This is a genomic window from Streptomyces sp. NBC_00597 (assembly GCF_041431095.1).
GTDB lineage: Bacteria > Actinomycetota > Actinomycetes > Streptomycetales > Streptomycetaceae > Streptomyces.
The window spans coordinates 143093-162016 of the sequence record NZ_CP107758.1; the positions used below are offsets into that span (position 1 = coordinate 143093).

Genomic DNA, 18924 nt, shown 5'->3' on the forward strand with positions numbered 1-18924 from the left:
AGTTCCATGTGGAATTAGACAGTCCGATGCCTGAGGCATGTTGTTTGACCAGCTTTTGCCTTATCTTTGACCCCGGCTTGACTAGCCCGTTCTGGAGGCGCTTCCACGGCATGCAGGGGGAGGGGAGATGGACGACGCCATCACCGTGGTGATCGCCCCGGGCACACCACCCGCACTCGACCTGATCGGGCCCCTCGACGCCCCGCTCATGGCCACCGCCCTCGTCCTGGCGGCGCCCTGCGGGCCCAAACTGCACCGCCACACGGCGACCCACCACACGCTCCACTTCACCTGCCGACCGGGGGACCGGCCCGCCGACCGGCCCGCCCTGGCCGGCCGGCTCGCGGACCTGCTCACCGCCCCCACGGCGCGCGACGGCCGCCCGGCGCGGCCCGGCCCGCTGGCCGCCCTGCCCCAGCAGCCGGCACCCGGCCGGGCCGCTCGCCTCGCCGGACCCGCCGCCGGGCTGCCCGCCTCCGCCCGCCAGCGCGAGGTCCTCCTCGACCTCATGACCGCCCCGCCGGGGCCGCAGCTGCACGTCGGGCAGCTGCACCTGCGCTGGTACGGGCCGCTGGACCGGGGCCGGTTCGACGCGGCCTGGCAGTCCGTCACCGACCGCGAGGCCGTCCTGCGCGCCGCGTTCGCCCCCGGTCCCGGCCGGGGCGGCAGCGGTCCCGTCGTCAGGGTGCACGAGCGCGTCGAAGCCCGGGTGCGGCACGACCCGTACGAGCCCGACCGGCCGGCCGACTGGCCGCAGGTGCTCCGCAGCGAGCGGGAGCAGCCCTTCGAACCGGGGCGGCCCGGCCCGCTGCGCATCCGCCGCGTCGACGGGGAGCCCGGAGCCGACGGCCCCGACGCCCGGATCGCCCTGACGTACCACCAGGCCCTGCTCGACGCACGGAGCGTACGGGCGCTGCTGCGCGCCTTCCTGTGGGCGTACGCGGCCGACGGCCGCCCGGCAGGCGGCGAACGCCGCCCCGGGCTCCCCGACCACCTGCGCTGGCTGGCCGGGCAGGACCCGGGCCCGGCCCGGGAGTTCTGGGCCGGGGCGGTTCCGCCCGCCGGGGCCCGCACACTGCCCGCGACACCGACACCGACACCGACACCGACACCGACACCGACACCGACACCGACACCGACACCGACACCGACACCGGCTGCGGCTCCGGACCCGGGCCCGGGCCCGGCTCCGGTTGCGGCTTCAGGGGAGGGCGGCGGCGGGTACGGTCACGCCCGGGAACGGCTCAACCCCTCCGAGGCGGCCCGCCTGCGCGGATGGGCGGCCGTGTGCGGAGTCCCGGAGAGCACCGCCCTGCACGCCGCCTGGGCACTGCAACTGCACCGCGCGGCCGCGGCGACCGGCAGCGGCCCCGCACCCGGCCCCGTCGCGTTCGGGGTGACCGTCTCCGGGCGCGGCATCCCGCTCGACGGCGCGGACCGGCTCCCCGGCCCGCTCGGCAACCCGCTCCCGCTGTCCGTGGACGTGGACCCGAAGGCTCCGCTGGCGCGGCTGCTGACCGACCTGCGGGACCGGGCACTGGGCCTGGCCGCGTACGAGTGGGTCTCCGCCGGTCAGATCCGGCAGCAGGCCGGCCGCCCCGCGCAGCCGCCGCTCACCGAAACGCTCCTCACCTTCGTCCGGCCGCCCGCCGCCGTCCGGCCGCCCGGCGGCGCCGAGGACCCGCTGGACGGGGAACTGGCCGCGGCGGACGTGCGCGTGGCCCCGCCGGAGACCGTCGAGGCGCACACCGGGCTGCCGTTCGCCCTGACCGCCCGCCACGACCGTGCGGGCGCCCTCGTACTGACCGCCGACAGCGACCGGGCCCGCCTGACCGACGCCGAAGCCGCCCGGATCCTCGCCCAGACCGCCCTGCTGCTGCGCGGGCTCCCGGAGGCCGACCCCACCCGGGCCACCGTCGCCGACGCACTCGCGCTGCTCGACGGCCTGCCCGTACCGGATGCGGCAGCCGTACCGTACGGGGCCGCGCCCGCCCTGGTCACCCTGCGCCCGGCCGCGCGTCCCGGTGCCGGGACGGTACTGCTCGTACCGCCCCCGGCCGCCCCGCAGGACTGCTACGCGGCGGTGGCGCGCGCCCACCGGGGCCCGCAGGCGCTGGTTACCCTCGACGCCCCGGCCGGCGCCACGGCCTGCCTCGCGGCGCTGCGGCCGCTCCTCGCCGCGGCCGAACCGCTGCTGCTGGGCTGCTTCTCCGGCGGTGGAGCCGTCGCGTACGAGGTGGCCGAGCGGATCGGCGCCCACGGCTGGAGGGCCCCGCTGGTCTCGATCGGCGGCACCACCGACAGCACCCCGACCTCGGCCCGCGACCTCGCCCGGGCCCTGTCCGCAGCCACCCGCCAGGAGTCCTCGTAGGCCGGTCCCACGCGTGGCGGCAGTACACCCGTACGGGTGGCCGGTGCGGGGCTTCCGGAGCGGATCTGCCAGGGTGGGGGGCTGTGTGGACCTTCGCGGTCCTGTGATGCGAGAGGGGAACGTCATGACCGAGGCCGAACTCAGGGCACTGTTCGACGAGATCGACACGGACGGCGACGGGCGGATCAACATCGTCGAACTGGCCGAGGGGTTCAAGGCCGAAGGCGGCCAGGGGCACCTCGCGGAAGAGGTCAAGAAGGCCATGGAGGCCGACGCGAACGGCGACGGCGTCCTCGACTTCGAAGAGTTCAAGACCCTGCTGAAGTAGCGGTACCGCGGACGCCCCCGTCGGTCCTGCACGGGCTGCCGGAGCCGGTCGTCACCTCCCGCCGGGCCCGTGTCGGCGCGCCGCCGCAGGACACGGCCGACTACGGCGCCGGGCGGACGCATTCGATCAGGTAGTCGCCGTTCTCGGGGTCCACGGTCACCCCGTGGGCCTCGCTGTGGAAGCCGGGGAAGGCCCGGTCGAAGGCCTCCAGGGCGCGCAGGTACCGCAGCAGCGGACCGTTCGGGGCGCCGGTGGACTCGCCGGGCATCAGCACGGGGATCCCCGGCGGGGTCACCGTCACCATGGCCGCGGCCACCCGCCCGGCCGCCTCGGCCAGCCGTACGCGCTCGGTGCCGCCCCGGACCAGCAGCTGGTAGCAGTGGCGCGGCGGCGCCACCGGCTCCGGAAGTTCCTGGAAGGCCGCGTCGAGGGCGTCGATCAGCTCGGCGCGGGTGAGGTGTTCGTGCATCTGCCGGCACAGCGCGCCGAGGGTGGTGCGGCCGTAGCGGCGCGGGAACCGCGCGACCAGCTCCGGCAGCACCCGGTCCAGCGGGGCGTCGGCGTCGTGGAGGGCCTTGAAGTCCATGAGGGCGTCCATCAGGGTGCCCCACTTGCCCTTGGTGATGCCCATCGAGAAGAGGATCAGCGCGGTGTAGCTGTCGGTCTTCTCCACGACGATCCCGCGCGCCGCCAGATAGGCGGTGAGGATCCGCGCCGGGATGCCCAGGTCGCCCCGTTCGCCGGTGGCCGTCACCCCGGGGCAGGTCAGGGTGACCTTGACCGGGTCCAGCAGGCAGTAGCCCTCGCCGAGCCCGGCGAAGCCGTGCCAAGCGGCGTCCGGTTCCAGGTGCCAGCACGAGGGCTCGCGGCTCAGTAGCGACGGCGGTGCGTCCGCGAACGCGATGCGCGCGCCAGTGGCCGGATCGGTGACCGAGTCGGGCTGCCACACGCCGAAGAACCACTCCGGCCGGTCCCCGGCGGCGGCGATGCGGCGCCCGGTCCGTACGACGGCCTGACGGAAGCGGATGGCTTCGGTCACGGCCTCGTCGATCAGCCACTGTCCCTGCGGGCCGTCCATCATGGCGGTGGCCACGTCCAGGGAGGCGATCGCCGGATACAGCGGGGAGGTCGTGCCGTGCATCATGAAGGCCTCGTTGAACCGCTCGTGTTCGACGGGGGCCCGGGGCGCCGAGCGGACGTGGACCATCGCGCACTGGGAGAGGGCGGCCAGCAGCTTGTGCGTGGACTGCGTCGCGAAGACCGTGGGCCTGCCCGGCCCCGCAGCGGCGTCCGGGTCCGCGTCGCCCTCCGGGTCCGGGAAGGTGTCCGGTCCGACGGCCATCCCGTAGCGGCCCGCGTACAGCGGATGGAAGCGGGCGTACGCGAACCAGGCCTCGTCGAAGTGCAGCCGCGGCGTGCTCGGCGCCAGCGCCCGCGCTGCCGCGACGGTGTCGTAACACAACCCGTCGTAGGTGGAGTTGGTCACCACCGCGTACTGGGCCGCGGGGGACAGTGCCGCGGCCGTGAGCGGGTTCGCGGCGATCCTCGCGGCCACCGCCGCCGGCTCGGTCTCGGCGGGTGGCAGGGGGCCGGCGAGACCGTAGCCGTTGCGGGTCGGTACCAGGTAGACGGGGCGCGCCCCGGAGATCACCAGCCCGTGCAGCACCGACTTGTGGCAGTTGCGGTCCACGAGCGCGATCTCGTCGTCCGTCACGCTGTAGTGGCCGACCATCCGGTCCGCGGTCGAGTCGCCGTGCAGGACGAAATAGGTCCGGTCGGCGCCGAAGACGCGGGCGGCGTTGCGTTCGGCCTCGCCGATCGGACCGCTGTGCTCGAAGAGGGAGCCGAGCTCCCCGACCGAGATCGACAGGTCGGTGCGGAACAGCCGCTCGCCGTAGTAGTCGAAGAACGCCCGTCCGGCGGGGGACTTGAGGAAGGCGACCCCGCCCGAGTGGGCGGGGGTGTGCCAGGAGTACTCGTGGGAGTCCTCGAACCGGCGCAGTGCCTTGAAGAACGGCGGCAGCAGGTCCCGGTGGTAGCCGTGGGACGCGGTCGCGACGCGGCCCGCGATGAAGGACGGGGTGTCCTCCAGCGGCCAGATGTAGCCGACCACGGTTTCCGAGACCCACAGCGGCAACCGCTCCAGGTCCTGGTCGGATTCGTCCGCCATCACCAGGAAGACCGGCAGGTCCTTGAAGCGCCGTCCGATGTGCCGCAGGACCTCCCCGCCGCCGCCCTCCTCGACCGCACCGCCCGCCGTGCGCGGCAGGTCCCAGGCGATCACGGCCGCGGCGAGGCCCGCCTCGGTCTGCAGGGCGGCCCGCGCGTCGCGGGCGCTCGGCGCCCAGCGCAGCTCCAGGCCCTTGTTCTCCAGTTCCTTGCCGATGCGGCGCAGCTGCTCGGCGCTGACGCCGCCGCCCATCGGGTTCTCCCGCAGTGCCAGCAGGACCGTTCCGTTCGTCATCACTCGCGCCCCCGTGCCCAGGAGTACGGCCGCCCGTACCGGGGCACAGTCTCCCGAGCCTCGGGGCGGCGCCGCCGGCTTCGGGCCGGACTTCACCCGTAGGTGGGCGTGGCGGTGCACTGACGTGACCCGGACCCGGACCCGGAACCGGTCCCGAACCCGGACGGCTGCCGGTCCGCTCTTCGCCGCCGGTCCGTCGTCGGTCAGGCGCGGCGGCGGGGGCGGAGGGAGAGGGCCAGCAGGAGGGCCGCTCCTGCGAAGGCCGCGCCCGCCGTGAAGCCCGCGGACATCGTCTCGGAGAAGTCGGAGTGCCCCGAGGACGCCGTCACCATCAAGGCGATGCACAGGGATCCGCCCACCGACTGGAGGGCGTTGAGCACGGACGCCGCCGAGCCCAGTTCGTCGGGGCGCAGGCCCGACGTGGCGAGCACGGTCGGCGGGATCACGCAGAACGCCATGCCCGCGCCCAGCAGGACCAGCGCGGGCAGCACCCCCGTCAGGTACGCGTCGCCGGGCCCGAGGGCCGCCAGCCACAGGTTCTCGACGACCAGCGCGGCCGTGCCGATCGCCATCATCGGCTTCGGGCCGATCGCCCGTTCCACCCGGACGGCCACACCGGCCATGGCGGCCATCGTCACCGGCACCGGCAGCAGGCCGAACGCCGCCTCCAGCGGGGACCAGCCGTGGTGCTGTTGGAAGGACTGGCTCAGGAAGAAGTACGCCCCGATCAGCGCGCCGGGCAGGACCAGCATGCTGGCGAAGGCCAGGGCCCGGTCCTGGTCGCGCAGCAGCCCGAGGCGGACGATCGGCTGGGAGGCGCGCCGCTGCGTGGCGACGAACACGGACAGCAGCACCAGGCCGGCGAGCAGCGGACCGGCGACGAGCGCGTCGGTCCAGGGGTGTTCGGCGGCCTGCGACAGTCCGTACACGAGCGAGGCGGCGCCCAGCGCGGACAGGAGCGCGCCGCGCAGGTCGAAGCGGCCCCGGATGCGCTCGGTCTCCGCGATCACCCGCGGCGCGAGCAGTACGACGGCCAGGCCCATGGGGACGTTGAGCAGCAGCACCCAGCGCCAGGATCCCGCCGAGGTCAGGGCGCCCGCCAGCAGCAGGCCGCCGGCGGTGGAGGCCGCGCCCACGGCGGTGCAGACGGCGATGGCCCGCTTGCGGGCCGGTCCCTCGGCGAACGTGCTCAGCATGAGCACGAACCCGTTGGCCGCGGCGAACGCCGCGCCGGCGCCCTCCACGGTGCGTACGGCGATCAGCAGTCCACCGGTGGGGACCACCGCCCGGACGGCGGCGGCGGCCGTGAACAGCGCCACGCCCGCGACGAAGACCCGGCGCCGCCCCAGGATGTCCCCCGCCCGGCCGCCGAGCAGCAGCAGGCCGCCGAACGCCAGCAGGTAGGCGCCGATCACCCAGGACGCGGCGAGCGCCGACAGCCCCAGGTCGGCGCGGATGCCGGGCAGGGCGATGTTCATGATGGGGTCGTCGAGCTGGATCATCGCGTTGCAGCCCGCGATGACCGCGAGCGCCGGCCCGGGGCGGGCGGGGCGCGCGCCGGACGGTGCGCGTCGGTCAGCCGCCGCCGTGGGGGCCGGCGCATCGGCCCCGGCCGTGGCGGGACGCTCGGATACGGACGCGGACATGCGCTGCCTCCCGTGGTGCACTCGAAAACGGGTCGAAGTGGAGTCCCCACGCTCCCAAGGGCCGCTGGAGAAGTGCTGCAGTGCGCAACGAGGGAGTGGGGACGGGTTGACGGGGCGCGTTGACGAGGCCGGGTTCAGGACGCGGCCGGTGCCTCGGCCGGAGTTGCGGCCGGAGTTGCGGCCGGCTCCTGCGCCGGGGCGTCCTCGCGGCGGTCGGACGTCCGGCGCGCCCAGGCCACGGAGGGGCCGATGGCCGCCGTACCGGCCAGGAAGACGGCGCCCATCGCCAGCCAGCCCAGCGAGTCGTCGACGGACACCAGGAACGACACCACGGCCGGGCCCAGCGTGGCCTGGACGACCACGTGCAGGTGGAAGGCGCCCAGGTACTCGCCCCGGTTCGCGTCGGGGGCCAGGCCGAAGCCCAGTCCGAACCCGCTCGCGGACTGCCACAGTTCGGCCGCGGTGAACATCAGGACGGCCACGATCGCCGCGACCCCCGTGAGCCAGGACCCGGTCCAGCCGGCCACCGCGAGCGCCGCACAGGCCGCGACGCTGACCAGCCCGGCCTTGCGGGCCGCGGCGACGGCGCCGTCCAACGTGTCCGCGCCCTTGGCGGCGGCGACCTGGCACAGCACCACCAGCACCGTGTTCACCGCGAGGATCAACGGCACCACTCCACGCGGCAGATCGGTGGTGCGCACGATCCACAACGGAATGCCCACCAGCAGGACCGCACTGTGCAGCGCCAGCAGGCTGGACGCGCCGATGACGCTCAGGAACGGTCGGTCCCGCAGCACCTTGAAGTGTCCGCCGCCGCCCGCGTTCGGCCGGGCCTGCGACGCGGGCAGCCGCAGTACCAGCGCCGCGGCCGCCAGGAACGTCAGGCCGTTGCCGAGCGGCAGCAGCTCCAGCCAGCCGCCGCCCAGCCCGATCAGGGCGGCCGAGGCCAGGGCGCCGCCGGAGAAGCCGACGTTGAACAGGGACCGCAGCGCCGCCCGCGCGGTGACCCGGTCGGACTCCGGCACCAGGTCCATGATCAGCGCGCCGAAGGCGGGCCCGCAGCCGAACTCCAGGGCCCCGATGGCGATCACCACCGGGAAGAACGTCCAGGCCGACCCCACCAGCGGGTACAGCACGTACAGCCCGGCCAGCAGCGTGAGCAGCACGGCCAGCATCTGCCGGGCCCCGAACCGGTCGGCGACCCGGCCCAGCAGGATGCTGGAGACGAACCCGCTGAAGCCGGCGAGGGACAGGCCGAGGCCCACCGTCGTGACGGGCAGGCCCGCCACGACGACGAAGTACACCGCCGAGCCCGCCATGAACAGGCCGCTGCCCAGGCTGTCGACGAAGTGCAGTGCGCCCAGGGTCCGCGCAGGGCCCCGCAAGGAGGCGAAATTGCCCTGGAGGAAGGATTTCAGCACGGCAGGTCCGATCGTCGCATGCGGTCAGGAGAGGGGGAGGGGGCGCACCGGCGGCAGGCCGTCGGCCGGGCCGGGGGCCACCAGCACGCCGGTGAGGCCGGGTTCCAGCAGGTACGTGCGGGCCGCGCGCGCCACGTCCGCGGCGGACAGCGCGCGCACCCGGTCCTCGTACCCGCCGAGCCACTGCGGGGACAGGCCGCTCACCAGCGTCCCGGCGAACACCGAGGCCAGCCCCGAACGGGACGAGCAGGCCATGGCCATCGAGCCCACCGTGAAGTTCTGCGCACCGAGCAGCTCGCCGGTGGAGAAGGCCCCGGCCGCCAGCCGCTCCAGCTCCTCGTCGATCAGTACGAGGGCCCGCGCGGCGCCGTCGGGCCGCACGTCGGCCTCCAGGGTGAACGATGCCGAGCCGCCCAACGGGTCGAGGACCGCGCGCGGGGCGTACGAGAGCCCCTCGCGCTCGCGCAGCACCGCGGTCAGTCGGCTGCCGAAGTAGCCGCCGAGCATCAGCACGGCCACCTGGAGCGCCGGATAGTCCGGGTGGACCCGGCCCGGCACGTGGCCGCCCAGCCGGATCAGCGTCTGCGGCACACCGGGGGAGACCAGCGTGGCCGTGCCGCCCGCCGGGCGGCACGGCGGCGCGGCGGCGGTCCGCGGGGCGAGCCGCGGCGGGGCGGGCAGCAGGGCCCGTGCCGCGTCGAGGAGTGCGCCGGCCGGTCCGCGTCCGACGACCACGGCCCGCCGGGCCGCGACGGGGGCGCCGGCCAGGAAGGCCCGGAGGGCTTCGCCCGTCACGCCGGGCAGGCGGGCGGCGGTGGCCGTGTGCCCGTACGCGTGGCCGCCGTACACGGCGGCGAGGAAGCCCGCGCGGGCGACCACCGTGGGATGGCGTTCGGCGGCGGACAGCCGGGCGGCCACTGCGGCCCGGGCCCGGTCGACCCGTTCGGCGCCGAACGGGCCGACCGCGCCCGGGTCTGCGGGGCCCGGGCCCTCGGGGCCCAGGCAGGCGCCGATCCGTGCGCACACCTCCGCGAGATCGCCGGTGAAGGAGCGGGCCGAGACCACGATCCGGTCCGGGCGCGCCTCCGCCCGTACGACGGCCAGCGCGCCGGCCGCCTCCTCCAGGGCCTCGCGCAGCGCCTCGGCGGCCACGTCCACCTCGGTGGCGTGTGCGGCCGCGGGGCCCGGCACCAGCGGCAGCAGCAGCCGGGCCTCGGCGAGGTCCCCGGTGCCGGCGCGGTCGACGGCGACGAGGGTGCCGCGGTCCAGATCGTGCTGCCGGTGGGCGGGCGCGGTGAAGTGCGGTACAGGGATGGTGGTGGCCGTCATGCCGGGGCTCCCGCGGTCGTGGGCTTCGGTTCCGGTACGGGCTCTGCGGCCACGGGGAGGCTGGTGATGCGGGCTGCCGGAGCCGTCGCGTACACCCCGGCGAGGCGGGCCACGTCGGTCGCCGACACGGCGTCGACCGCGGCGGGCAGTCCGGCGAGATGGCCCGGGTCGCCGTGCACGGCCGCGCCGACGACCAGCCAGGACGCCTGGCCGGCCACCGAGTCCAGTTCGGCGTGCAGGTGCATCGCCAGCCGGCGGCGCAGCGTCGCCAGCGGGCCCTCCACCGGCAGGGAGCCGTCGGCGATCCGCGCGAACACCGACCGCAGGCAGTCCTCGGCCGCATCGGGGGAGGTGTCCACCGGATGCGGGAACTCCACCGCGAACAGCGAGGCGCGGGCCACGTCGAACGGGTTGCCCGTCCGGTTGACCCGGGCCCGGAACGCCCCCCAGGGGTGTTCCCCCGCGCCGTGCCGGGCGCAGTCGCCCCCGACGGTCTCCAGCAGCTCGCTCAGCAGTACGGTCGCCAAGTGGTCCGCGGGCGCCGCCTGCGGGTCCGGCACCCGCCAGCCCAGCACCGTACGGCCCGCGGGCGCGACCTTCTCCGCGCGCCGCCCGTACCGGCCGCCGGTCAGCGGGGACTCGACGGCCGGCTCGCGCTGCCAGGTGGGCCGCGCCGGCACCGGGCCGAGCAGCCGCTCCACCAGCTCCCGCGCCCGGTCGGGGTCGAAGTCGCCGACGACCGCGAGGTGGATGTTGCCGGGTGCGTAGGAGCGCTCGAAGAAGGTGCGCAGCTCCGCGGCGCCCAGCGACTCCAGTGCCCCGATGTCGCCGTAGCCGTTGTGCCGGTTCTCCCAGGTGTCGTGCAGGAGCTCGGGGAGGTCGAACAGGACCAGGCCGCCGTGCGGGCGCTGGAGCACGTTGCGCCGGATCTCCGCCTGGACGACGGCGATCTGGCCGCGGACGTGCTCCGGGCTCAGGTCCGGTCCGGTCAACCGGTCCCGCTCGATGCGCAGCCCCAGCTCCAGCCCGTCGGCGGGCAGGATCTGCGTGTACTGGGTGTGGTCGGCGGAGGTCCGCGCGTTCATCGTGCCGCCCATGGCCGTCACCGCCGCCGTCAGCGGCCCGTCGGCCGTGGAGCCCTGTACGAGGACGTGCTCCAGCAGGTGGGCCGCGCCGGCGACGGGCTCGTTGCGGAAGCCGGTCCCCACGTGCAGGCAGGTGGCGACGACCTGGCAGCCGGGCAGCGGCTGGAGCAGCACCCGCATTCCGTTCGCCAGCGTCAGGTCCGTCAACCCCGTCGACCCCGTCAGCTCCGTCATGACCTCTCCTCGTCGCCGCGCAGGATCGAGAACAGCACCTGGTCGTGCCACCGGCCGCCCCGCCACTGGGCGGCGCGCAGCACGCCCTCCCGGGTGAACCCGGCCTTCTCCAGTGCCCGCTGCTCGGCGAGGTTGCGCACGTCCGTCCAGGCCTGCACCCGCTCCGCCCGCGTGTGGGCGAACAGGTAGCGGGCCAGCTGCTGCTGCGCCCGCGTGCCGAAGCCCCGGCCGCGGGCGCCCGGTACCAGGCCGATGGCCACCGTCCAGCAGAACGAGGTGTCCGTGCGGCCCCACGTCGACTTGAACCACTCCACGCGCCCCACGGTGTCCCGTCCCGCGACCACGCTGAGCACCCCGCCGTCCGGGCCGAGGAGCCCGTCCTCCGCGTGCCGCCTGCGCAGCCGCAGGGCGGACGTGAAACCGAACCACTGGAAGGCGCCCGTCCCCTCCTCGCCGGTGAAGGCGGTCTCGAACAGGTCCAGGTCCTCGCCCGTGACCGGGCGCAGCAACACTCCGCCGGCGGTCATACGGGCACCCCCGGAGCCGGTTCCGGCCGCAGTTGCGGTCCACGGCCGCAGACCAGCGGCGGCAGCGGCAGCGGGCCGTCGGCGTCGACGACCTCGCGCCAGCCGGGCGGGGCGATCCCGCGCCGCAGGTCCCGGTGGCCGGGCAGCCAGCCGGCGGCGAAGTCCACCAGGGGGCGCAGGGGCACGGCCCGGCACACGGCCGTGCCGACGGCCGTCCGGGCCAGCGGGCCGCCGCACGCCTCGTACTCCGTGCCCATCCGGTCGAAGTCGCCCTCCCAGACGAGCAGTTCGGGCACCTCGTGCCAGCGGGTGCCGGCCGGGCCGGGACCGGGCAACGGCCACAGCCCCTCTCGCCGCCCCGGATACGCGGCGGCGTACTCGGCCAGGTGCAGCGCCGTGCACTTGTCCCAGCCGGTACCGAGCATCAGGACCGTGGCGTCGAGCCGCCACAGCTCACCCAGGGGGCTCTGCGACGACAGCCGGTACGCGTCCGGATGGGAGCGGGTGATCTCCCGCGCCCGCGGCCCCTCGGCCACGAACGACACGTGCGGGTGCGGCGAGCGAAGACTGCCCGGCAGCGCGCGCAGCAGCTCCGGCAGCACGCCCATGGTCCGCGAGACCGGCGTGCGCAGCGGATCGAAGACCGGCATCCCGGCCGCCGCGGCGGCCGGGTCGGTCCTCACCAGGTCCGGGGCGCGCCAAGTGGCGGGATGGCACAGCTGCGGGGTGAAGGCGGGCATGACGAGCGTGCCGTCCGGTCCGACGGCCTCGCGCAGGGCCTCGTACACGGCCTGCGCGCCGCCCACCACGAAGCCGAAGGCGCGCAGCGAGGAGTGCACGACGGCCACGTCGCCGGGGCGGACGCCCAGGGTGGTCAGTGCGTCGGCGAGCTGCCGCCGGGTGACCACGGTGCGTTCGGTGGTGCGCCCGGTCTCATGCCGCGTCATCGAGGCCTCCCATGGCCAGTTCGGCGAACCGCGCCGCCAGTTCACCCGTCAGCTCGTCCGCGATTTCGCTGCCCGCCTCGCCCGCGAGCGCGCTCGCGCAGGCCGTCAGCACCCACCGGTACCAGGCGCGGATGTTGCGCGGCCGGCTCAGCGGATGCGCCTCCGAGCGGAAGAACGCCACCTCCGAGCGGACGCCCTGGCGCGACAGCTGCCGGTGGACGCGCAGCGTCTCGGTCGGCGGCACCAGCCCGTCGTGCATGCCGTGCGAGAGCAACACGCGGGTGCCCTCCGGCACGGGCCGCACCGGCAGGCTGTTGTCCCGGTAGCCCGCGTGCTGCGCCGAAGCGGGCTCGCCGTACTCGCGCAGCCACTGCCAGCCGACGTCGCTGCTCTCCGCGACCTGGACGAGGTCCAGCGGCGCGGCGTGCGAGGCGATCAGCCGCGGTCGCAGCGCCGCGGCCGTGCTCAGCGACAGGTAGCCGCCGAAGCTGCCGCCCATCAGCGCCAGTGGCAGCTCCGCCAGGCCCGTCTCGGCCCGCAGCTGCTCCACCTGGCGCACCGCCACCGCGGCGATCCCCGACCGCCAGTTGGCCCAGCCGCCCGGGACGGCCGACACGTAGCCCAGCGACATCGGGGGCTCGATCAGCGCCACCGCGTACCCGGACGCGACGAACGGCCACGGGTTCCACCGCCAGGACCACTCGGTCCAGCTCTTGAAGGGACCGCCGTGGAAGAACACGACCAGCCCGCGCACCGGTCCCTCGGCGGGCCGGCACAGCCAGCTCGCCAGCGCCCCGGTCGCGCCGGGCACGGCCTGCCGGTGGTACGACAACGTGCCCGGCAGCGGCGGCCGTTCGCTGGCCTCCACCCGCTCGGTGTGCCCGTCCGCCAAGGTGACGACGTCGACCGCCGGGGGCGTGTCCAGCGCGGACACCAGCACCGCGACCCGGCCGCCGCGGACCTGCACGCTCTCCGCGGACGCGGCGAGCGGGACGTCGCGCCAGCTGTCGCGGGCCGGTTCGTACACGTACAGCCGGCGCCGCGGGCCGTCCTCGGCCGTGCACACGAGCCGGCCGGGGCCGTCCCAGCCGACCGGGCGCTGCCAGGTGCCGGCCGGGGCGTCGAGCACGGCCAGCTCCAGGGTGCCCGGGCGGACCAGGCAGGCGGACTGCACGGGCGGTGCGTCGTTCGCAGGCACCGAGGTGCCGAGGTAGGCGACCTGGCCGCCGTCCGGGTCCGCCACCGGGTAGCAGAGGTCGATCCCGTCGAAGAGGAGGCTGCGCTCGGTGGCGCCGTCCTCGGCGCGGACCGCGAGGAGGCCGAACCGCCGGGTTCCGTCGGGGCGGTGGTGGGCGAGGCCGAGCAGCAGGGTGTCCGGTCCCGACCAGGCGGCCTCGCCGGTGAGGGAGGCGCCGTCCGGCACGGTGACGGGCAGGTCGCGGCCGGCGGCGTCGGTGGTTCCGACGTCGACCAGCCGGATCTGCCAGTCGCCCTCGGGCCGGCGGACCGCAGCCAGGCTCGCGTCCGCGCCCTGCGACCAGACGGCGTCGGACCCCTGGAGCAGCCCTTCGGGGTGCGCGCCGAGGGGGCCGGCCGTACGGATCACACAGGCGACCGTGGCGGTGCCCGGCCGCAGGGCCAGGGTGGCGATCTCGCCGGCGACGTGCTCCACGACGCGCTCGACGACGTCTGCGCCGTCGTGGGCGGACCGGAAGGTGACGGCCCGGCGGCGCACGTACAGGAAGCCGCCCGGGACCGCGATCGTCTCGCCCGGCTCGGTCACCGACCAGTCGGCCGCCCAGGTCCCGGCGGGGCCGCGGCGGTATCCGACCAGCGTCGGGACGAGCGAGCCGAAGCCGTCCGGGGCGTCCGCGCGCAGCAGCAGCCGTCCCTCGCCGTCGAAGGCGGCGACGGCCTTGGGGCGGGGCTCGGCTGCGAGCGCTTCGACGAAATCGGTGGCCGGGGTGGGTGTCGTGGGGGTCATCACGCGGCCGCCCTCTCGGTGAGCAGGGCGACGAGCGCCGGGTTGAATGCGGCGGCGAGCCGGGCGGCTTCGGCCTCGTCGCGGAAGCCGCGCTCCAGGGCGCACAGCCGGTACTCGTGCGGGTGCTGAGCACCCCACAGCCGGCGCAGCAGTGCGTGCCAGTGGGCGGGCGGTACGGGCGGCGGGCCGGCCGGGGTCGCCAGGCGCAGGCACCACTGCTCCAGCTCGGCGGGCCCGGTGCCGCCCAGGGCCTCCGGCGGCAGGTCGGCGTACACGAGCCGGCCCGGGCGCAGCCGGAACGTACGGGTCAGCAGCCGGTCCTCGGCTGACCAGTGCGCGGTCGCGGCGGTGGGCCGGGCCAGTCGTGCGTCGGGCCGGGTCGCGGGCGCGAACCCGGCGGCGCCGAGCAGGGCGCCGGAGGCCGCGCCGGCCGGCAGGCTGACGGCGGCCGCCGCCATCCGGCGGGCGTAGGCGCGGTGCCGCTCGGGGAAGTCGGCTTCGAACAGCTGGAGGCAGGCCAGGGCGTGCCGCGACCCGACCGCGGACCCCGGGCGCAGGGGCCGCCGCTCGAAGGCCCACTCGCTGCCGTACGAACTCTCCCAGACGGCCCCCGCCGCCGGGACGCCGGCGGCGAGCTCCGGTCCCGGGGCGGACCCTCCGGTCGAGCCCGTGGCGGTGGCGGCTGCCCGGCCGATGCCGGCGCAGAGCCCGGTCACCGTGCCGGCGGCGGGTGCTCGGCCCGGGTCCGAGGCGGTGTGCAGGACGGCTTCCGGGCGCCGGCCGCCGGCGGGCCTCGCGGCCGCGTCCGCGGCGGCCTCGCGGGTCGGGTCGGCGGCGGGGCCCCAGCCCGAGTCCTTCGTGGGGGCCGCGCGTTCGGACTCAAGGAGGTGGAGGGCCGCCAGGGCGTCCTGGGTCTTGACGTCCCCGTGGTCGGCCAGGTGGTCGACGAGCCGCTGCATGGCGGGGCGGGCGGGGCCCGCGTGGTGGAGGAGCGCCCGTTCGGAGCGCTCCGTGAAGTGCAGGGAGTCCGCCACCTGCCGGATCCGCGCCGCCTCGGCGGCGGAGAGCCGACCGGCGGCCGTCAGTTCCGCGACCGCATGCCGGACGGCGACCGTCGCCACCGTGAGGCGGCGCCCTCCGTCGCCGTCGGCGGCATGCAGCACGCCCACGTCGGCATCCGCGACCAGCTCGCCGCAGCGGGCCGCCGTGTACACGTGGCCGAGGCCGCGCATGCCGAAGCTGGCCAGCTCCGCGGCGCGCAGCGCGCCCAGGCTGGCCGTACCCGCGACGCGCACCCCGAGGGCGAGCACCGCGAGGATCTCCTTGTGCCGGATCGGCGCGAAGTGCTGGTAGACGCCGTCGATGACGAGCACCTGGTCTCCGGGCCGCAGGTCCAGCGCGAACAGGTCGCCGTGCCGGATCGGCGGCAGGTACGTGAAGGAGCCCTCGGGCCGTTCGGACGGAGCCAGCGTCGGGCCCACGAAGGCGATGCGGCGGGGTGGACGGGCTGTCACACGAAGCTCCTGCTGGTGAGTTCCTGCGGGCGCGGGTGTTCGAGTACGAGGCCGAGACCGGGGGCGAAGACCTGCACGACGGCGGGCCACGGGCGGCCGCCCGGCGTGAGGTCCACGGCGATGACGGGCCGCCCGGTGCGGTCGTGCACGGCGTCGACGAGTCCGTCCAGGACCTCGTCCAGGGTGCGGACGGGCGCGGCTCCCGCCGCGGGCAGCGGTTCGCTGCGGCCCGGCACCGGGCGCGGCCGTCCGGCGGGGGCGCCCTGGAGCCGGAACGTCCATTCGGGGATGTCGTCCCGCCCGCCGCTGATGGTCGAGCCGCGGCTCTGCACGGCCTCCAGCAGCGCCCGTTCGGCTGCGATCGCCGCATCGGTGTGGCAGCCCGACCCGGCGAAGACCTGCCACATCTCCGGCTGGGTCAGCCAGCAGGTGTACGTGTACGTACCGGGCAGCGACGGGATCCGCTCCAGCACGGCGTCGCCGCCCGCCTCGCGGATCCGCTGCACGACCGGCCCCAGCCGGTCGCCCAGGCCGTCGGGTTCCACCCGTACGGCGTCGGCGTCGCCGAGGCGCGCCAGCGCATCGCGCTCGCACAGCTCCAGCAGCCCGTGCAGCGCGGCCTCCACGTGGTCGTTGCCGCCGGCCAGGCCGTTGGTCGTCGTCACGAAGGTGCTCGGCTGCCACTGCCCGGCCGCCCAGCCGCGCAGGCCGACGGCCGCCGCGGGCAGCAGGGCCGGGGCGCCGGCGACCAGGTCCCAGCCCGCCACCCAGTCGAGCTCCGTACGGTCGTCGGCCAGCGAGACGGGGTGCAGGGACAGTTCGGCGACGCCGTAGCCCGGCTCCACGTCCCGGGCGCTGCCGTGCGCGACGGTCTCGGGACGGGCCTGCTCGGACGCGGCCACCTCCAGTGACTCCATCACCGCGGAGATCCGCGCCGACGCGTGGTCGATGCCCTTGCCGGCGCTGGCCACCAAGGTGGCGGCCGCGGGCCGGATCGCGGTCCACACGGGAGTGCCGAGGGTGTCCAGACCGGTCAGGTCGGCCACCCGCGTGATGCCCCGCTCGGCGAGCAGCGGTGCCAGCCGGGCCCAGGTCTGCTCCGGGGTGGTGCTGCGCAGGGTGCCCCGGGTGACGGCTGCGGGTCCTCCGCCGGTCAGCCAGGGCGGACGTCGGGAGGCCCGCAGCCGGTTCACCGGTGCTCCCTGCGCAGGGTGACGGCGGCCTGCGTGACGGCCTTCTCGTTCGCGTCGGCGAGGTGGGCGAGCAGGGCCTCGCGCAGCAGTTCCGTGCGTTCGGCGGCGGAGTGCCGGTGGTGGTCCTCTTCGAACGCGGTGAAGCGCGGGTCCGCCATGAACGTGGCCAGCAGGACGTTGGCGAGGTTCTCGGCGGTCGGCTCCTCCACGGTGATCGCGATGTGGATGGAGTTGCCCTCGCGGGCCGTCGCGTAGTGCGGCGTGCCGTGCGGCATGTAAAGGACGTCGCCCGGGCGCAGGGTGACCTCGACCCGCTCCTCGTCGGCGATCGGGCCCTCGTGGATGGTCGAGTCGCTGGTCGAACCCGGGTGGATGCGGCCGAAGACCCAGTCCTTGGTGCCGCAGACCTGGAGCACGAAGACGTGCGCGCCGTCGTAGTGGGCCTGCATGGCGGTCTTGCCGGGCGGGCTCAGGAAGACGAAGGACTCCAGGCCGCCGCGGAAGTGCGGCTGCATGCCCTGCACGAGGGTGCGGATCCGCGGGTGCCAGTGCTCGGCCTGGTTGAACTTGAAGGTCGCCCCGGCCTCCCAGTCCTTGTGGATCTGCTCGGCCCGGATGAAGCCGGTCAGGTCGTGGCCGACCACGCGCCGCTTGGTGGACATGTCGCTGATCGCGGTGCGCACGCCCTCGTTGAACACGGTGAAGTACGGCCGGGACAGCAGGCCGCACTCGACCTCGTCCCACATCTCCTGCTCGGTGATCAGGCCGGACAGGTCCGTCTGCGCCCGCAGTACGACGGGCTGGTTCGCCCAGTGGTCCCGGAAGAACACGGCGGGGTCGCCCACCAGATGGTCCAGGAGCGTGGGCACCCCGTCGGAGGCCGGCGCGGTCGCCGCCCCGGAGCGGGCCTCGGGGGTGTGGGTCGTGACAGTCATCAGCCGATCGCCTCCCGCATCGTGTCCACCGCCGTGCGCGTCCATCGCGCGCCGTCCAAGTTCTTGGCCTGCTCGTACAGGGCCTTGCGCACCGCGCTGGTCCGCTCGTCCAGCGGGCGCTGGTGGAAGTGGTGCACGAGCTCGGGCTCGTCCTCCAGGAAGCGCTGCAGGAACGCCTCGACGAGGTTCTCGGGGGTCGGGTCGGTCAGCGTGAACGTCAGGTGCAGCGAGGGTCCGTCGACGGCGACCGCGTCGTGCGGCCAGCCGTGCGGGAGGTAGAGCACGTCGCCGGGCTCCATCGTGAACACGTGCGTCGGGCGGGACGCGTCGACGTCCAGGCCCGCGCCGGCCCCGACCTGGTCGGGCTCGGCGTACAGGTGCCACTCCTTGCGGCCCTCCAGCTGGACGGCGACCACGTGGGCGGCGTCGCGGTGCGGGAGCATGCCGCGCGACTCGTCCGGCGTCCAGAAGACGTACGAGTTCGCCGCGACGGGCAGGAACTCCTCCAGCCCGCGGGCGATGTCGCGGGTCTGCCGGTGCCAGTCCTGGAGCTGGTTGAGCTTGAGGGTCGCGCCGCGGTCCATGTGGCGGCGGACGGCGGCCGGGTCGGGGAAACCCTCCCGCTTCTGACCGATGACGTCGCGCACCGACGTGTACGAGGTGACGGGAGGAACTTCGCCGTGCTTCAGCAGCGTGAAGTACGGCCACTTCAGCAGGCTCGCGTCGAGCCAGCGCTCGATGTCGGCGGAGCCGAGCAGATCCGACACGTCCACGGCGTTCTTGAGGATGCGGTGCGAGACGCCCCAGGCGTCTTCCAGCAGCCTGTCGCGGAGCGTGGCAGTCAGGGAAGCGGCTGCGGTCATGCGGGGAGCCAGCCTTTCGGTCGGGAGGGGTCTCGGGATCAGAGGCGCCCGGGAGCGGGATGCTCCCGGGCGGCCTTCTACCT

The 18924-nt window shown here is 75.4% G+C and carries 14 protein-coding genes; 2 read left to right on the top strand and 12 right to left on the bottom strand.

From position 1 onward, the window contains the following. Window positions 1–127 precede the first annotated feature (127 nt). Together OG974_RS30655 and OG974_RS30660 are read left to right on the top strand one after the other, a co-directional pair. Window positions 128–2371, top strand: coding sequence for a peptide synthase condensation domain-containing protein (locus OG974_RS30655; RefSeq protein ID WP_331735036.1), 2244 nt, complete (start codon window positions 128–130; stop codon window positions 2369–2371). A gap of 106 nt (window positions 2372–2477) precedes the next feature. Beyond that, a complete protein-coding gene (locus tag OG974_RS30660) occupies window positions 2478–2699 on the top strand; it encodes an EF-hand domain-containing protein (RefSeq protein ID WP_331735464.1) in 222 nt (73 codons plus the stop codon). A gap of 100 nt (window positions 2700–2799) precedes the next feature. Here the strand turns inward: OG974_RS30660 and OG974_RS30665 are convergent, their stop codons facing one another. From OG974_RS30665 to OG974_RS30720, 12 genes are all read right to left on the bottom strand, one after another. Then, window positions 2800–5163 carry an Orn/Lys/Arg decarboxylase N-terminal domain-containing protein gene (locus OG974_RS30665; protein WP_329316680.1) on the bottom strand — a complete coding sequence of 788 codons (2364 nt, stop codon included), beginning with the start codon at window positions 5161–5163 and terminating at the stop codon, window positions 2800–2802. Between the two features lie 203 nt (window positions 5164–5366). Next, entirely contained in the window at window positions 5367–6809 is a 1443-nt protein-coding gene (locus OG974_RS30670) for an MFS transporter (protein ID WP_327286150.1), read from the bottom strand. A gap of 134 nt (window positions 6810–6943) precedes the next feature. Continuing rightward, complete coding sequence (locus OG974_RS30675; RefSeq protein WP_331735041.1) at window positions 6944–8230, bottom strand: MFS transporter; 1287 nt, start codon at window positions 8228–8230, stop codon at window positions 6944–6946. Window positions 8231–8254: 24 nt separating this feature from the next. Continuing rightward, window positions 8255–9559: an insulinase family protein gene (locus OG974_RS30680; RefSeq protein WP_331735043.1), complete on the bottom strand. Its 1305-nt coding sequence runs from the start codon at window positions 9557–9559 to the stop codon at window positions 8255–8257. Beyond that, complete coding sequence (locus OG974_RS30685; RefSeq protein ID WP_327286153.1) at window positions 9556–10878, bottom strand: pitrilysin family protein; 1323 nt, start codon at window positions 10876–10878, stop codon at window positions 9556–9558. The genes OG974_RS30680 and OG974_RS30685 overlap by 4 nt, the downstream gene beginning before the upstream one ends. After that, a complete protein-coding gene (locus tag OG974_RS30690; RefSeq protein WP_327286154.1) occupies window positions 10875–11405 on the bottom strand; it encodes a GNAT family protein in 531 nt (176 codons plus the stop codon). Before OG974_RS30690 ends, OG974_RS30685 begins: the two co-directional genes overlap by 4 nt. After that, window positions 11402–12352: an AAC(3) family N-acetyltransferase gene (locus tag OG974_RS30695; protein WP_328765493.1), complete on the bottom strand. Its 951-nt coding sequence runs from the start codon at window positions 12350–12352 to the stop codon at window positions 11402–11404. The genes OG974_RS30690 and OG974_RS30695 overlap by 4 nt, the downstream gene beginning before the upstream one ends. Continuing rightward, window positions 12339–14336: a prolyl oligopeptidase family serine peptidase gene (locus OG974_RS30700; protein WP_327286156.1), complete on the bottom strand. Its 1998-nt coding sequence runs from the start codon at window positions 14334–14336 to the stop codon at window positions 12339–12341. Before OG974_RS30700 ends, OG974_RS30695 begins: the two co-directional genes overlap by 14 nt. Then, on the bottom strand, window positions 14336–15850 hold the full coding sequence (locus tag OG974_RS30705) for a TfuA-like protein (protein WP_331735046.1): 1515 nt from the start codon (window positions 15848–15850) through the stop codon (window positions 14336–14338). The genes OG974_RS30700 and OG974_RS30705 overlap by 1 nt, the downstream gene beginning before the upstream one ends. Next, a complete protein-coding gene (locus OG974_RS30710; protein ID WP_331729742.1) occupies window positions 15847–17043 on the bottom strand; it encodes a YcaO-like family protein in 1197 nt (398 codons plus the stop codon). The genes OG974_RS30705 and OG974_RS30710 overlap by 4 nt, the downstream gene beginning before the upstream one ends. Continuing rightward, window positions 17040–17978, bottom strand: coding sequence for a JmjC domain-containing protein (locus OG974_RS30715; RefSeq protein WP_327286159.1), 939 nt, complete (start codon window positions 17976–17978; stop codon window positions 17040–17042). The genes OG974_RS30710 and OG974_RS30715 overlap by 4 nt, the downstream gene beginning before the upstream one ends. Continuing rightward, window positions 17978–18841: a JmjC domain-containing protein gene (locus OG974_RS30720; RefSeq protein ID WP_327286160.1), complete on the bottom strand. Its 864-nt coding sequence runs from the start codon at window positions 18839–18841 to the stop codon at window positions 17978–17980. The genes OG974_RS30715 and OG974_RS30720 overlap by 1 nt, the downstream gene beginning before the upstream one ends. Window positions 18842–18924: the final 83 nt, after the last annotated feature.